Origin of the sequence: Acinetobacter faecalis (genome assembly GCF_034187745.1) — a bacterium.
GTDB lineage: Bacteria > Pseudomonadota > Gammaproteobacteria > Pseudomonadales > Moraxellaceae > Acinetobacter > Acinetobacter faecalis.
Window position 1 is genome coordinate 198856 of record NZ_JAXHPF010000002.1, and the last position, 15842, is coordinate 214697.

Consider the following 15842-nt stretch of genomic DNA (forward strand, 5'->3'; position numbering starts at 1 on the left):
ACTTCATATGAGCTAAGCGATTTACTTATTTCGAAGCAGTTTTTTAATAAATTTAATAAAAATATTCAAAATAGAATTAAGTGCTCAATTTTTGGCTTGCATTCAATCAAACTTTCTGTAGAATGCATTCCACAACGCCGGCATAGCTCAGTTGGTAGAGCAACTGACTTGTAATCAGTAGGTCCACAGTTCGAATCCGTGTGCCGGCACCATATCTTAGCCTCGCTTTTTAGTGAGGCTTTGATGTTTTTACAGCATGCATTTTTCTTCTAATTATTATTTTTAGCTGTTACTTGTACGTATTTCACCAAACCATCTTCATATAATTTCGAACATAGCTTTGCTGTCATTTCAATTTTAAAACTATCTAATTTGTTCGTTTGCATATTTAAATTCAAAACATCTTTTACATAAGTAGCAAAACCCGCAAACACCTGTTTAGATAAATCTACAATTTGAACATCTTTAAATTCATTTTTTTCTATCGTCTGTTTCATTTCTTTCTGCATCATTAAATGTTCTAAATTTATATCCGCTGCTTTAAGCAACCATTTGTATTTTTGCTTTTGTAATGAATTCAAACTTTGCCACTCATCAGACAACATTAAGTAATGAAAACCTAATTTTCCATTTGAATTTAAAACTGAATTTACCGATTTTAGAAATGAATTCAAATCGCAGTGATATGCAGCATCAATACAAACTGCAACATCAAACTTTTGCTGAAATGAAATTGTTTTTAAATTCAAAAATGATTCGCAATGAATATCTACAGATGGACATAATTTTGCTTGAAGGTTCTGCACGCATTCTTGTTGAAGCTCTACAGCAGATATTTTATGAATGTGATAATTATTCTGCCAATGCAAAAGACTAGCGCCCTGCCCACAAGCAAGATCTAATAAATGATGTTCTGATGTTAATTCTAATGATTGTGTAAGCTGATCTGCTAATACCTGACAAGCTTCAGGATAGGAAGATGTTGCATCTTCCCAATATCCCAAATTGCTCCAAGCAAGTTCGTTATGATCTCCCAATATGTGCGCATTAATTGCATATTTATGTTTTGGAACAGTGTTACGAATTGCTTGAAGCCATTTCATTCTTAATAACCAAGTTGCGGTGCGACCTCAACTTTAGGTTTTAATCCTACAAACGGCAATGGTGCACCAAAGTTTTCTACAATTTTCATAGCTGATGTCACCGCAGATTCTAAAATTGGTAAACCATCACAAGACCAAGAGCCACAGAAATAAACTTTACGATCTGCTGCTTTATGGCGTTCTTGCAGTTCTTTATTCAATGCAATTGTGTCTGAATCTACAACAGCACGTGTTAATTTCACAGAAGAAATTACTTTCTTAGGATCGATATCTACAACTGGACGCCATGTTTGAAAAATTGGTGATTTACCTACAAGTGATGGCTCAATTGAGTTCAACCAAACTGTAAATTGCTGACGGGTAAATTTACGATCCATCATGTAGCTTAATACAGCCCAATCTTTACGTTTAGGTGGCATTGCAGATTGATCTGTATGAATAACCAATTCACCATCTTCAAATCTAAATTTTTTCAACAGCGCAATATCATCTGCAAATTGTTCAGCATCTAAGAAAGATTCAATTTTAGTAGTTGGTGTTGCAACAACAACTTTATCAAATTGATAACTTTCGCCTGCTTCATTTTGAACAAGTACTTTTCCATCTAATTCTTTTACGCAATTAATTGGCGAACCACTTTTTACATTTATGCCTTGAACAAGCTTATCTACAAATGCAGGCGTTCCACCTTGCAAACGAAGCAATGCATCGCCATCTGTCAATTGACGTAAAAATACCAATAATGGTTTTGCAGGCCATTCGCCAATTGTTTTTGGATCGCAAGTACAAATAGTATAAAGCACAGGCATTACCGCACCATGCCAAAATACTTCTTCAATGTCGTTATTATTAATAAATTCGGCAAGCGTAATATCTTGGTTTTTAGATTTAAAAAATTTTGCGATTGCAGTTTTAAGTTGCAACATACCTTTAACTAAACGCCAGCCATATTGTTGCAAACCTTTGCGGTTGTTAATAATTGGAAAGTTGCCAATACGACTACGAGATGTCGTTAGCCATGTTTCTGTTTTATCTTCAAACAACCAACTGCACGCCATATAAGTACGAACAGGATATGTACTAATACCAAGATGAGTGGCTAAACTTAAAGTATTCTTCCAAAGATGTGGATTCATTACACGCAATGGTGCATCAATTAAACCACCTTCAAACTCCATGCTATGGCTGTCCATGCCACGTCCAGATAGAGCTTCAAATATTGTTATATTGTGCCCTGCATCTTTAAGAATTCTTGCTGTAGCGAGACCCGCCATGCCACTACCAATGACTGCAATATCCAAAATATAATCCGTCTTTATTGTCTAACTCATCAAGATTATGAACTAAAGATTTCAAAAAGCGGTTAGTAAAAACTACCAGATTATTAATTTATTGTGCGTATCTAAAAAATGTTAAAAAAATGCACGAAATTACAATGTAACCAAATGTACACAAATATAGGAATTTATTGAATTTTTAAATGCAACTTACAAAAATGGATAAAAATCATTCAATATTTTTTAATTTTTTTAGCAAAAGTAGTTTACAAACAATTACGAAGTGGTTACTATTACACCAACAAAAACGATAACTGCATCACAATAATAATACATTACAAATATAACAACACAATAATAAGAAGAACTAAAATACAGCGTAAATAAAAAAGCCCTTGAGTGCATCCAAGGGCTTTTTTATGATTTAAAAAAATATAATTAACTAATTACATTAATGAGTTACAGGAATTTCTCCAAATTTTCCATTATTAAAATCATCAAATGCTTTAATAATTTCTTCTTTGGTATTCATTACAAATGGACCATAACCTTGAATTGGCTCATTTAATGGCTCACCTGTAAGAACTAAGAACTTAGCAGTGCTTGTCGCTTCAAGTTGAATATCTGTATCGCTATCTTTGTTAAAAATAACAATAGAACTATCCAACACTTTTTGCGTACCGTTTAATAGCATTTCACCTTCAAGCACTACAAACAAAACAGTATGACCAACAGGAACCTGAATCACTTCTTTGTGACCTACTGTTAATTCACCATCCCATACATTAATAGGACTAAAAGTAGATGCTGGACCTTGAGTTTTCGCAAACTCACCTGCAATCACACGTAAATGACCTGCATCATCTTTGAATTGAAGCACTGGAATATCTTTGGCTTCAATTGCTTGATAACGTGGTGCTGTCATTTTGTCTTTAGCAGGCAAATTCACCCACAATTGTGCCATTTGAAATAATCCACCTTTTTTTGCAAATTCAGGAGAATGGAACTCTTCATGCACAAGACCTGCACCAGCTGTCATCCATTGCACATCACCTGTTTTAATAGTTCCACCACCACCAGCTGAGTCTTTATGAGTGACTTCGCCTTGGTAAGCAATTGTCACTGTTTCAAAACCACGATGAGGATGTGAACCTACACCACGTTGAGCAGTAGATGGATCAAATGGGTATGGCGAAGCATAATCTAAAAGTAAAAATGGGCTAATCGCCTGACCTAAACGATCATAAGAAAATAGACCTTTCATTGGGAAACCATCACCCACCCAATGCATATTTTCATTGCGATAAACGCCTATAATTTTTTTCATTTCAAGCTCCTACGCTCGAACTTAACTTGCGATTATTTTATGTTTTATAGCGCCTTTAACCAATGGCTCAGGCAGAAAACAGCATCTCATAATTAGAACAATTAATAACTATATAAATTAATATTTCAACTAAATGTCATTTTATCTCATTTTTAAGATTATAAATCCTAAAAAATAGGCTATATCAAAAAAAACTATCCTATTAATATGAATATTCACTAGAGATTGATCTTACTTTCAGTCGTCTAATTTACTTCTATTAAAATTAAAGGATGCCATCATGGGTAAGCCATATGTTCGTTTAGATAAAGACAATGCAGTAGTATTATTAGTAGATCATCAAACAGGTTTACTTTCTTTAGTTCGTGATATCGATCCAGATAAATTTAAAAATAACGTATTAGCTCTTGCAGCTGCTGCAAAATATTTCAACCTTCCAACAATTTTAACAACTAGCTTTGAAGAAGGTCCTAATGGTCCTTTAGTTCCAGAATTAAAAGAAATGTTCCCAGATGCACCTTATATTGCTCGTCCTGGACAAATTAATGCTTGGGATAACGAGGATTTTGTTAAAGCTGTTAAAGCAACAGGTAAAAAACAAATTATTATTGCTGGTGTTGTAACTGAAGTTTGTGTTGCATTCCCTACTTTATCTGCACTAGAAGAAGACTTCGATGTATTTGTTGTTACCGATGCATCGGGTACGTTTAACCACTTAACTCGTGATGCTGCTTGGCAACGTATGAGCAGTGCTGGCGCACAATTAATGACTTGGTTTGGCGCAGCAGGTGAATTACACCGCGACTGGCGCAACGATATTGATGGTTTAGGTGCTTTATTTAGCCAGCACATTCCAGACTATCGCAACCTAATTAACAGCTACATTCAAAACACAACTAAAAAATAAGTTTTAGTTTTCACATAAAGGCGATCTTTTGATCGCTTTTATTATTTTTAGATTCGTATTTGAATAATATCCTTTATGATGAATATTCAAATTTCAAAATCCTACTTTGTACGGAGCGAATATGCATTCATTTGATGATTACTATTACTTTTACCTTGTTGTAAAACATGGTGGTTTTAGTGCAGCCAGTGAAGCAACGAATATTACAAAATCTAAGTTAAGCCGTAGAATTTTAGACTTAGAAAATAAATTTGATATCACACTTATTCAAAGATCAACTCGACATTTTAAAGTTACACCCTTAGGACAAGAATTCTTTGAAGCATGTGAAAAAATTATTTCGCAAACAAATTTTGCTCAAAATATTTTAACCAAACAAACCTTAGAGCCTAAAGGCTTAGTCAAATTAAGCTGCCCATCTGTCATGATGGAACATCAAATTCGTCCACTACTCAATCAATTTTTAAAGCAATATCCACAAGTAAAAGTAGAAATGGAACTTACTAGCCGTCGTGTTGATATTTTGCATGATGATATTGATTTAGCGATTAGAACCAATTTTGAAAATAATGAAGATTCAAGCATTATTGTACGTGATGTGATTCGTACTACACATTGCCTAGTCGCAAGTCCTGAATTATTGAATGGTCATATCATTGAGCATGTGACTGAGCTTTGTAATTATCCAAGCATTGTTTTAGGTACACAAAAAACCAATTATCGTTGGTCTTTATACAATGAAAAGCATAAAGAAGAAATTGATATTCTCTTAGATCCAAGAGTGAAAAGTAACGATTTATCTGGCGCTTATTTTTCGGCTTTAGATGGTTTAGGTATTGCGGATTTACCTTTTTTAACTGTAGAAAAAGATATTCAAGAAGGGCGATTAATCCATATATTACCTGAATGGTGTTCTAACATTGGAACAGTGCAAATTGTCTATTCTTCAAGAAAAGGACAGCGTCTTGTCATGGAAAAATTAATTGATCATTTAATTGAAGGTATTAGAAGTTATGCAGAATCGAGCAAAGGCTATTTAATATAATTTTAAAATTCATATAAAAAGCCAGAACAAATGTTCTGGCTTTTCTTTTATCTAAAACTTAGATTTTACCAACTAGGTCAATTGACGGCGCTAAAGTTGCATCGCCTTCTTTCCATTTAGCAGGGCAAACTTCACCTGGGTGAGCATAAACATATTGAGCTGCTTTTAGTTTACGAAGCAATTCAGATGCATCACGACCAATACCACCTGCATTAATTTCTACAATTTGAATTGTTCCGTTTGGATCAATTACGAAAGTACCACGGTCTGCTAGACCATCTTGCTCAATAAGAACTTCAAAGTTTTTAGCAAGTGTCCAAGTTGGATCACCTACCATTGGATATTCAATTTTTTTGATTTCTTCAGAAGAATCATGCCAAGCTTTATGCGTGAAATGTGTATCTGTCGAAACAGAATAAACTTCAACACCCATTTTTTGGAATTCAGCATAATGATCAGCTAAATCGCCTAATTCTGTTGGACATACAAATGTGAAATCTGCAGGATAGAAAAATACAACAGACCATTTTCCAATCATGTCTTTATCAGACACTTCAATGAATTCACCATTTTTATAAGCTGTGGCTGTAAATGGTTTTACTTGGGTGTTAATTAAACTCATGAGATATTCCTCTAGCTTCAATTTATATAAGTGCTTATCTTGTGAAGCTAGAATACGAAAATATCAAACATTGGTAAAACAGTACTTTTTTATAATTTTAATCGTTTTTTTAAATCAAAAGATAAACTTTCATTCTTAAACCAAATTTTAAGATGACATGCTATATATACGATGCTCTTTCCCCCACTTCACCATCATTACAATAACATCTTCTAATTTTCTACCAGATTCCGTTAAGCCATATTTTGTAATGCTTAAACCATTTTCAATGACTTCGACCTTTTTAATAATGCCATTAATTTCTAGCTCTTTAAGTTCTTTTGAAACCATGCGCGGTGTAATGCCTGTTATTAAATGTTCAATATCTTTAAATCGTCTTTGTTCTTCAAGCAAAATACAAACAATTGCTAGCTTCCATTTGCCATTAATCACGTTAAGTGCATCTTTAAGAGCAACAACAAAACTAGCGCTACAGCTCTCTTGATTAATCATATTTGTCATAATTTTCAATTACCTTTATCAGTAGCTTAACTTTAATTTATGTACTTAAATTTTCACTATCTTCGAGTATAGTAGAGCACAAATTAACTTTACAATTACTCAATTTATATATATTGTTTGACATAAATCACATAAATAGAGCATTAATTACTTAATATTTAACTTTGATGAGATCATCATATTTCTTTCATTTGAAGATTATATATCTCCATATTAAAAGAAATATAAATATTATTTTATTAATTATGTTGTCTATTCATATACAAAAAATCAGAGGATAGAACATGATATTAGTTACAGGCGCAACAGGTCAGTTAGGCTCAAGCGTAATTTCCCAATTAAATAAAGTTTCAAAAAAAGATCAATTTGCAATTTTCGCTAGAGATGAAAAGAAAGCAACAAAATACAAAGAACAAGGTATTGAAGTTCGACTTGGTGATTTCAATCAAATTTCCTCTTTAGGACATGCTTTTGAAGGTATAACTAAACTCTTGTTAATTTCTACAATGGAATTTAACCGCTTTGAGCAGCATAAGAATGTCATTGATGCGGCAAAAATGGCAGGTGTAAAACATATTATTTATACTGGTTTAGCCATTCAAGATATTGAAACATCTAATGTGAAAGACCTCATGCAAAGTCACTTCGACACAGAAAAATATATTCAAGCAAGTGGCTTAGATTTTACCTTTGTTAGAAATACTATGTATACAGATGCAATTCCACAGATTGTTGGTGAAGCGGTATTTGATACAGGCATTTATCTATCAGGCGGTGCCGGTAAAGTCCCTTATGCTTTACGTAGAGAAATGGGTGAAGCAATTGCAAACATTCTTGTACAAGACAATCATGAAAATAAAATCTATAACATTACAGGTGATATTGCTTATTCATATGCAAATGTTGCTCAAACACTTAGTGAATTAACCAATCAAAAAATTGACTATGTCGATTTAGATGAAATTCTTTATGAACAATTTTTAACTGATATTCATTTACCTGAATTCCTTATTTATTTAACAAAAGGAACTGTGGTTGATATTAAACAAAATCAATATGAAGTGAATAGTTCGGATTTAAAAACACTATTAGGTAGACCACCTCTAGATTTGAAATCTGCACTTAAAGAACTGTACAAACTTTAACAATCTCAATGAAAGACTAAATCACAAGACAAAATAGGAACACATATGGAACTTTTAAAAGCTTTAAAATGGCGCTACGCAACTAAACGTATGACAGGTGAAAAACTTGATCAACATCTTGTAGATCAAATTGTTGAAGCTGCTCGCTTAGCACCAACTTCAGCAGGTGTACAACCATTTCATATTTTTGTAATTTCAAATCCTGAACTTAAAGAAAAAATTTCTCCTATCGCATTTAATCAGCCACAAATTACTGAGTCTTCTCATTTACTTGTTTTCACGGCTTGGGACAAAATGGATCCTGAACGTATTCAAGCAATTTATGACTATACAAATAAAGAACGTGGTTTGCCTTTAGATAAAACTGCCGATGTCGTTGCTGGATTAAATAGCCTATTCTCAACATTCACAGAAGAACAGCAACATCACCATGCATCTAAACAAGCGCATATTGGCTTTGGTATGGCAATTGCTGCGGCAGCAGAATTAGGTGTAGATGCAACTCCAATGGAAGGTTTTGACAAAAATCAATTAGATGAGTTATTAGATTTAAAATCAAAAGGTTTAATGTCTTGCACTTTACTCGCTTTAGGTCGTCGTCAACCTGAGGGTGATTGGCTAAGCATATTGAAAAAAGTACGCCTACCAACAGAAAAATTTATTACCGAAATTAAATAAGCTTTAATTTCAGCAAAAAAAATAGCACTCAAATGAGTGCTATTTTTTTTAAATTTTATTTTTAGCCTTGCAAACATATTTATAGACTTTCATCAGATCTATATGCGAATCATAAATAGGTTCAAAATATACTGTTGAAAATGGTGTATCCATATCTATTGCTTTGCCATTTGGCTTAAAACGCTGACTTTTAATGGTTGCTTTAGTTTGTTCTTTACAATTGATTTGGTGTATTGCTTGAATATAACCACGCGGTGCAATTTGTAATGATGGCACACCATATGTATAAATATATTTATAACCATACTCTATAACAGATGGATGTCCCGCTACACTTTTTATATGGCTTGAGTTTACAAATGTTTCGCCATATTCATCTGTACTTACTTTTACCCATTTTTCTGATGTTGTTGCATAAGCTGTTGTCGTAAAAAATAAAATTGATATTGCTATGAGTTTTTTCACGCTTATTCCCCCAAATAATTATTCGTGTTTGATCCTTTATTTATAATAGATTTTTTAAAATTTAACAAAATAAATTATATATGCACTTTTAACTTAACATTTTCTATAGTTAAAAAAATAGCTTCTCTTATTTACAAAATAAAAGAAGCTATAATTCAATCTAAGCAATTGAGTTTAAATAAATTTAATAAAAAATCACCTAGAGTAACTTAACAGATTAACTCTATATATGATCTAGAACGGTAAATCATCATCTAAGTCTGAAGGTGCTGTTGCCATTGGCTTAGCAGGTTGTTGCTGTGGCTTAGGCGCTTGGAAACCTTGGTTAACATTGTTGCCATAGCCACCTTGTGGTGCTTGTTGTTGGTTGTTATAACCACCAGACTGTTGACCGCCATAACCACCTTGATTGCCGTAGTTATTGCCACCGCCTTGGTTATTATTGTTAAAACGTGGTTGAGCAAAACCATCTTGCTGATCGCCACCTTGTTGTTGACGGTTCGCAGAATCGAGCATTTGCATTTGTTCGCCACGAATTTCAGTCGTGTAGCGTTCTTGACCACTTTGGTCTGTCCATTGGCGTGTACGCAATGAACCTTCAATATAAACTTTAGAACCTTTACGCAAGTATTGTTGTGCAATTTCACCTAAACGGTTGTGCAATACAATACGATGCCATTCTGTTTGTTCTTTACGTTCACCTGAACTTTTGTCTGTCCAAGATTCGCTTGTCGCGATAGAAAACTGAGTGAGTGATCCACCATTTGGAAATGTTTTTGTTTCAGGGTCTTTACCCAAAGTACCAACTAAGATTACTTTATTTACGCCGCGCATTTGCTGTTATCTTCCTATTCGATTCTATGTTTTACTTTATAAGAGTTCTCATTAAATGACTACCTCTTTACCTAACAAGTGCGTTAAATGTTGTCGTGCAGTATCATCTAGCTGCAATTTATCAACTTTTACATAAGCAACTTGCTGTTCAGGCATCACTAAGACTTCTTCAATACCACGAATTGCCAATAATTGAGAAGTCCATTCATCTGTTTGTTTTGTCTCTGGCAATCTTAATACCAATGATGATAAATAACGAGGTTGAGACAGACCAAAACTAATAATTAACCAAATAATTGCGATTGCCGTAAGTATGCCCCATCCCATTGCAGTATTGTTGAGCATGATCAATTGACCACCTAAAATACCACCACAAAATGCACCTAAAAATTGACCGCTCGCATTTATGCCCATTGCCGTTGCTTTAGACTGAATTGGCGCAGCTTTAGATAACCAAGAAGGCAACAAAGCTTCCATCACATTAAATGCAATAAAGAATAATCCTAAGCCTAAAAGCAGAATGTATTTAGATTCAAATCCAAATATCATAAAGATTAAACCTAAAATAATTCCGCCAATTGCTGTGAGAAAAATGCCTCGCATTTTGCGATATTTTTCAGCCAAAATAATACTTGGAAATGCAAAAAACAAGCTTAAAACGAGAAGTGGTAAATAGATTAAACCATGGCTCGAAAGTGGAATTTTTGCATAATTAATGAGTTGTAAAGGCACATAAATAAACATGGCCGTAAGCAGTAAGTGCAATGAAAAAACAGAAACATGAAGTCTGTTTAAATCTTTCATTTTAAGCACTTCTTTCAACTGCACAAAATAGCCTTGTTGAAAGCTTTTATGATGGCGCGTGACTTTTGGTACAAGCAACAACATAGAAATGGCAAGCATCCCCATAATAGTTGTTACCCAAAATAAACCTGAAATGCCCACTAAACTGGTTAACCAAGGTCCTAAACTAAAAGCAATCACAAAAGATAAGCCAATACTCATGCCCATCATTGCCATTGCTTTAGAACGCTGTTCTTCACGAGTAACATCTGCAAGCAATGCCATCACCACCGCAGAAACTGCACCACCACCAGCAATAGCACGACCAATAATCACGCCATAAATAGTGTCGGACATGGCAGCAATTGCACCACCTAAAGCAAAAAGTAAAAGTCCAAATACAATAAGTGGTTTACGACTGTAACGGTCTGCAATAAGACTAAATGGAATTTGTAAAATAGCTTGAGTTAAACCATATACACCTACTGCTAAACCAATCAGCGCAGGCGTTGCCCCTTCATAAGCCTGACCTGCCACTGAAAATACAGGGATGATCATGAACAAACCCAACATGCGTAAGGCAAAAATACTACTTAAAGCAAAGGTTGAGCGACGTTCTAGGGCGTTCATCATAGGTCGTTAAAACTCGTTAATTTCTGTGGAAGATTATAGGACATTTGGTGCAATTCTCGGCATATATTTTATTTGAATTAAAGATCATCGCCATCTAAAAAACAAAAAAGCGTAACTTGCGTTACGCTTCTCAACAACTTAATCACAAATAGATCATGTTATTTGTCGTTTATTATATTGAATAGATGCAATAACCGCCCAAACAATAAATGCCACACCAATTAAGCCTGTTAAAACTTCTGGAACATGCAAGCCTGTACCACTCGCAATCATAATAAATGCTAAAGCACCAATTGCATAATGTGCGCCATGCTCAAGGTAAATATAAGCATCTAATGTTCCCTTCTCGACTAGATAAATTGTCATAGAACGTACAAACATTGCACCAATTGCTAAACCTAACATGATAATAACAACATCTGAAGTAATGGCAAAAGCACCAATTACACCATCAAAACTAAACGATGCATCTAATACTTCTAAGTAAAGGAAACCACCAATACCTGCTTTAACCACACCACCTGGAACAATATTACCTTGCTTATCTACACTGTTTCCGTCTTCATCTACTTCAGGTTCACCACCCAATAAGTGACTTAAAACTTGAACACCTACATAAACAACAATACCCCAAATACCTGCCATTGTTACAACCAAACGTTTCGCTTCATCTACGTTTGCAGCCATAATTAATAAAGCAATAAGGGCAATAAATACTGACATTGCAGGTACATTTGCTAGGCTTGCTAAACGGCGTTCAACCCATTTAAACCAATGCGTATCTTTACCTTCATCTAAGAAGAAGTTTAAAAATACTAATAACAAGAATGATCCACCAAATGCTGCAATTTCAGGATGATGATCCATTAAACGTTGTGAATAGGTTTTAGGATCGTTCAATGCCAATTTCACCACTTCCACAAAGCCCATATCTGCTGTTACAGCTACAATAGCGACAGGGAAAATTAAGCGCATACCAAAAACAGCAACAATAATACCCACTGTTAAAAACAGCATTTTCCAAAAGTGATCCCAGTTACGTAGAACTGAAGCATTTACAACAGCATTATCGAAAGATAAAGACACTTCCATAATGGCTAATATGGTAGTTACCGTTAATGCTGTAAGCATTGTACGTATGCCTGCTTCTGGCCCATGGGTATAACCCCAATATGCAGAAATTGCTAAACACACAATCGTAAAAAAGATAGAGAAACCAAAATGTTTCAACATGGCAGAACGACCTTAAATAATTTCAATATTAAAATTTGGTAAAATTATACAGCACAAAATTTACTTTTATTTTCAGTTTTAGATATTCCGATATCTGTAGTTTTCTGTCTTTGTGTAATTTTACCTTGGAAGATAATCAAGCAGGTTTAAGTGTTGTCTGATTTAACTTGGTTCAATTATGAACGTTTTTTTAAATTAATCCAAAAAGTTCATATTATTTTTTGAAACCGAGTAATTATTAATACTTCTTCAACACCATTCATGCACACAATTGTTATATTAAGCTCAACAATATCAACATGCTCTAAATAGGATTTGAAATGAGCTTTTCACAAGACGTTTGGTCACGAAATTTAGATTTATATCAAAAAACACTTCAGCATCCTTTTAACCAAGAACTTGCGCAAGGCACTTTAAATAAAGATGCGTTTTGCCATTATGTGATTCAAGATGCGCATTATTTAGTGGCGTATGGTCGTTCACTTGCAGTATGTGCTGCAAAGGCATTCAGCGCAGAAGAAATTATTCAGTTTTCAGAAGCAGCAAAACTTGCGATTGTTTTTGAACGTGAAATGCATAATGACTTTTTAGATCAATTTAAAATTTCTGCGCAAGATTTTGAATCGACTCCTCTTACGCTTGCTTGCCATCATTACACTTCTTTCTTACAAGCAACGGCTTGGTCTGAAAGCTACCCTGTTGTTTTAGCATCTCTACTTCCTTGCTTCTGGATTTATGCAGAAGTAGGTAAAGATATTGTAAATAAATCAGTAGAAAATAATCCGTACCAAGCTTGGATCGACACTTATGCAAGTGAAGAATTCCACGAAGCGGTACAAAAAGTCATTGAAACTGTAGATGCAGTTGCTGAACGTGCTGATGCCGATACGCTTGAAAAAATGCATCAGGCTTATACACGTGCAGCACAGCTTGAATGGTTGTTCTGGGATGGTGCTTATCATCAAAGACAGTGGAACGGATTAGAGGCTTAATTGTCTTCATAAAAATATTCTCGATGCACACTTGTATCGAGAATATTAAATACATCAGCTAATTCGTTACTTTGGTTTCGCCCAAAGTAACCAAAAGCATTTTCATTCGCAAAACTCGTCAAATTACAGTGAGAATCAAAAAAATCGCAGAAACATTCTCTTTAAAATTTCAGTCTGCCTCGAACAGTTGCGAATGATATTCGCACGAAAGCAATGTGGTTTTTTTATAATTATTTACTGATGATATAACTGCCAACCATAAATTAAACCTGCTGCAGCAATCACCCAACACAAAGTCGCAAGTCCTAAGCACGACCACATCGACATTTTAGTTGCCAATACATACACCATAAACAAATAAATAAAATATGGAATAAGTGACCATAAACCGAAAAGTGCAGTTTTCTGTAGAGCTTCAGCCCCTTGTTGTTGTGAAACGATGACATGTGCAATAAGTGCAAATGTAGGAAATAAAGGAACTAAACCTGCAATATAGAATGCTTTGCTTTTAGATAAAACTGCAATAATTAAGACAACAGCAGCACCAAGTACGCACTTCAGAAACAACCCAAACATAATTTATTATTCACAAATTCCTTTTTTAATAGTATCGCGAAATTCATATTTTTTTAATAGACAGTAAATTTTTACAACGAGATGAATTGAGATTTTAATTTTAGTTAAATAGAGAAATATACAAAGTTTAATTAACGAAAATTTTCCAAAACCATTTAAAGATATTACCAACCACATTAGGAAATAAATAGCCTATAACGAAACAGCAAATTACTGTAAAAATTACAATTTTAGGTGAGCTAATTGTAGAGCTTAGATATAGAGAGAAAAATATTGCTAGCCCTAGACCTAAAATGATCCCACCTACAAAATAGTAAAATGCTGTAATTAAACGTTCCGAATTGTCCATTCTTTTAACTACCTACTGGAAAGCCGTGAAACATCCATTGTATGCCCCACAAAATAGCGAGGATTAAAATTATTAAAAAGATAATTTCTATTTTTTTCATTTTTAAATATTTCTAAAACCAACATAATACCTGCTCAAGATAAGTCTTTATAGCTCTTAATTCAAATACTTAAATCATTTCAAAGTATCCAATTTTAACCAACTAGACTTATATATTTTTTCATATTCGATGGATTCATATAATTTTAGTTAATCCCCAAAAGAGAAGAAATTTAAATACTCAGGGTACTCAAAATATCTAAAGAATAAAAAACCAGCATCTTTAAACCGAATAAAATTTGGCATTTCAATCGTTAAAATTACACTACTAAAACTTGTAATTATGCTCACTTCCAATATTATAAATGATAATCATTATCGTTTATTTAATTACTGGGGTTAGCTATATGACAATTGAAACTCAAGGTACTGAAGCCATCCGTGCCATGATTACATTACGGAAATGCTGGTATGAAAATGAAGAAATCTATTTGAATCAAGGCTGTTTACATTGCGGTTCTGCTGCAACGTATTTAATTTATTTTACCAACCGAAAAGTTCAAAAATTAATGCTCGACTTTATTGGGCACTACAACTGTAACGCTAAACTCAATTTTGATTTTCTAGATATCGAAAACTTTCCCGAACAATACGAACAGTTTCTATCTCAACTCGAACGCTTAGTCATCCAATATTCATTTGGTAAAACCCAACAGAAAAAAACACAGTCTTTTGAAGATATTGAATCTATTTTCGAGCGCAGTTATAACGCTGTATGTTTTGCCTAATAATCACCTAACATTTATATAAAACATAAACTTAGAATTTAATTAAATAGATACAGCACCCCAAGTGTAATGATTGCAGGTAAAGCCTGAATAAAGAATATTTTCTTGCTTGCAGTCATTGCACCATAAATACCGGCAACCACAATACAACTCAAAAAGAAGGACGCTATATGAATAGAAAAACTCGACTTTTCAACAACTGCCCAAAGTAATCCTAGGGCTAAAAAACCATTATACAAACCCTGATTTTGTGCCAAAACCTTTGTAATTTTCGCTTTTTCTAAACTGTTTCCAAAAGCTTTCATACCAAGTGGCTTATCCCATAAAAACATTTCTAAAATCAAAAAATAGATGTGTAATAACGCAATAAATACCATTAGAAACTTAGCAATCAACATTGTATTTTCCTTGTTTTATTTTGATAAAAGCCAAACTTATTATTTCTTCTGCGCTATAAATAACATGAAATTGAAAAAAGTATGTAACGCGTTCCTATAACCGTCATAATTTGACGTTTAAATTACTTTATTTTGCACTTGAACATT

At 33.8% G+C, this 15842-nt stretch carries 17 protein-coding genes and 1 tRNA gene; 7 read left to right on the forward strand and 11 right to left on the reverse strand.

The features are described from left to right. Window positions 1–136 precede the first annotated feature (136 nt). Window positions 137–212, forward strand: a tRNA-Thr gene (locus SKM54_RS02865). Between the two features lie 57 nt (window positions 213–269). Here SKM54_RS02865 and SKM54_RS02870 read toward each other — a convergent pair. The 3 genes from SKM54_RS02870 to SKM54_RS02880 all read right to left on the reverse strand — a co-directional run bounded on the left by SKM54_RS02870 (window position 270) and on the right by SKM54_RS02880 (window position 3707). Continuing rightward, on the reverse strand, window positions 270–1103 hold the full coding sequence (locus SKM54_RS02870) for an SAM-dependent methyltransferase (protein WP_321093928.1): 834 nt from the start codon (window positions 1101–1103) through the stop codon (window positions 270–272). Between the two features lie 2 nt (window positions 1104–1105). Then, window positions 1106–2404 carry an FAD-dependent oxidoreductase gene (locus SKM54_RS02875; RefSeq protein ID WP_321093930.1) on the reverse strand — a complete coding sequence of 433 codons (1299 nt, stop codon included), beginning with the start codon at window positions 2402–2404 and terminating at the stop codon, window positions 1106–1108. A gap of 427 nt (window positions 2405–2831) precedes the next feature. After that, window positions 2832–3707, reverse strand: a complete 876-nt coding sequence (locus tag SKM54_RS02880; RefSeq protein ID WP_321088969.1) for a pirin family protein — start codon at window positions 3705–3707, stop codon at window positions 2832–2834. Between the two features lie 280 nt (window positions 3708–3987). On the opposite strand from SKM54_RS02880, the gene ycaC reads away from it, so the two are divergent. After that, window positions 3988–4614: an isochorismate family cysteine hydrolase YcaC gene (ycaC, locus tag SKM54_RS02885; RefSeq protein ID WP_321088970.1), complete on the forward strand. Its 627-nt coding sequence runs from the start codon at window positions 3988–3990 to the stop codon at window positions 4612–4614. Window positions 4615–4735: 121 nt separating this feature from the next. Then, a complete protein-coding gene (locus SKM54_RS02890; RefSeq protein WP_321091478.1) occupies window positions 4736–5659 on the forward strand; it encodes a LysR substrate-binding domain-containing protein in 924 nt (307 codons plus the stop codon). 58 nt (window positions 5660–5717) lie between these two features. Here SKM54_RS02890 and ahpC read toward each other — a convergent pair whose 3' ends face one another. Further along, window positions 5718–6281 carry an alkyl hydroperoxide reductase subunit C gene (gene ahpC, locus SKM54_RS02895; RefSeq protein WP_154773816.1) on the reverse strand — a complete coding sequence of 188 codons (564 nt, stop codon included), beginning with the start codon at window positions 6279–6281 and terminating at the stop codon, window positions 5718–5720. A 147-nt stretch (window positions 6282–6428) separates the two neighbouring features. Then, window positions 6429–6782, reverse strand: a complete 354-nt coding sequence (locus SKM54_RS02900; RefSeq protein WP_321088972.1) for a winged helix-turn-helix transcriptional regulator — start codon at window positions 6780–6782, stop codon at window positions 6429–6431. Window positions 6783–7066: 284 nt separating this feature from the next. On the opposite strand from SKM54_RS02900, the gene SKM54_RS02905 reads away from it, so the two are divergent. Together SKM54_RS02905 and SKM54_RS02910 are read left to right on the forward strand one after the other, a co-directional pair. Next, window positions 7067–7927: an SDR family oxidoreductase gene (locus SKM54_RS02905; RefSeq protein ID WP_321088973.1), complete on the forward strand. Its 861-nt coding sequence runs from the start codon at window positions 7067–7069 to the stop codon at window positions 7925–7927. A 45-nt stretch (window positions 7928–7972) separates the two neighbouring features. Then, a complete protein-coding gene (locus tag SKM54_RS02910) occupies window positions 7973–8605 on the forward strand; it encodes a nitroreductase family protein (protein WP_321093933.1) in 633 nt (210 codons plus the stop codon). 48 nt (window positions 8606–8653) lie between these two features. Here the strand turns inward: SKM54_RS02910 and SKM54_RS02915 are convergent, their stop codons facing one another. The 4 genes from SKM54_RS02915 to SKM54_RS02930 all read right to left on the reverse strand — a co-directional run bounded on the left by SKM54_RS02915 (window position 8654) and on the right by SKM54_RS02930 (window position 12553). Next, window positions 8654–9070 (reverse strand): hypothetical protein, encoded by a 417-nt coding sequence (locus SKM54_RS02915; protein WP_321093938.1) that lies wholly within the window; start codon window positions 9068–9070, stop codon window positions 8654–8656. A gap of 234 nt (window positions 9071–9304) precedes the next feature. Further along, on the reverse strand, window positions 9305–9904 hold the full coding sequence (gene ssb, locus SKM54_RS02920; RefSeq protein WP_152873989.1) for a single-stranded DNA-binding protein: 600 nt from the start codon (window positions 9902–9904) through the stop codon (window positions 9305–9307). A 51-nt stretch (window positions 9905–9955) separates the two neighbouring features. Further along, window positions 9956–11320, reverse strand: coding sequence for an MFS transporter (locus SKM54_RS02925; RefSeq protein WP_321088979.1), 1365 nt, complete (start codon window positions 11318–11320; stop codon window positions 9956–9958). Window positions 11321–11473: 153 nt separating this feature from the next. Next, window positions 11474–12553 carry a DUF475 domain-containing protein gene (locus SKM54_RS02930; protein WP_321093944.1) on the reverse strand — a complete coding sequence of 360 codons (1080 nt, stop codon included), beginning with the start codon at window positions 12551–12553 and terminating at the stop codon, window positions 11474–11476. A 320-nt stretch (window positions 12554–12873) separates the two neighbouring features. On the opposite strand from SKM54_RS02930, the gene tenA reads away from it, so the two are divergent. Next, window positions 12874–13545, forward strand: a complete 672-nt coding sequence (gene tenA / locus SKM54_RS02935) for a thiaminase II (protein ID WP_321088981.1) — start codon at window positions 12874–12876, stop codon at window positions 13543–13545. A 234-nt stretch (window positions 13546–13779) separates the two neighbouring features. On the opposite strand, the gene SKM54_RS02940 is transcribed toward tenA, so the two are convergent. Continuing rightward, the gene (locus SKM54_RS02940; protein ID WP_154772602.1) at window positions 13780–14121 is read right to left on the reverse strand and encodes a GlpM family protein; all 342 of its coding nucleotides are present in this window, start codon (window positions 14119–14121) and stop codon (window positions 13780–13782) included. Window positions 14122–14916: 795 nt separating this feature from the next. Between SKM54_RS02940 and SKM54_RS02945 the strand changes: the two genes are divergently transcribed. Then, window positions 14917–15297 carry a hypothetical protein gene (locus tag SKM54_RS02945; protein WP_321093946.1) on the forward strand — a complete coding sequence of 127 codons (381 nt, stop codon included), beginning with the start codon at window positions 14917–14919 and terminating at the stop codon, window positions 15295–15297. Between the two features lie 38 nt (window positions 15298–15335). On the opposite strand, the gene SKM54_RS02950 is transcribed toward SKM54_RS02945, so the two are convergent. Beyond that, window positions 15336–15692: a DUF1304 domain-containing protein gene (locus SKM54_RS02950; protein WP_321094120.1), complete on the reverse strand. Its 357-nt coding sequence runs from the start codon at window positions 15690–15692 to the stop codon at window positions 15336–15338. Between the last annotated feature and the right edge of the window lie 150 nt (window positions 15693–15842).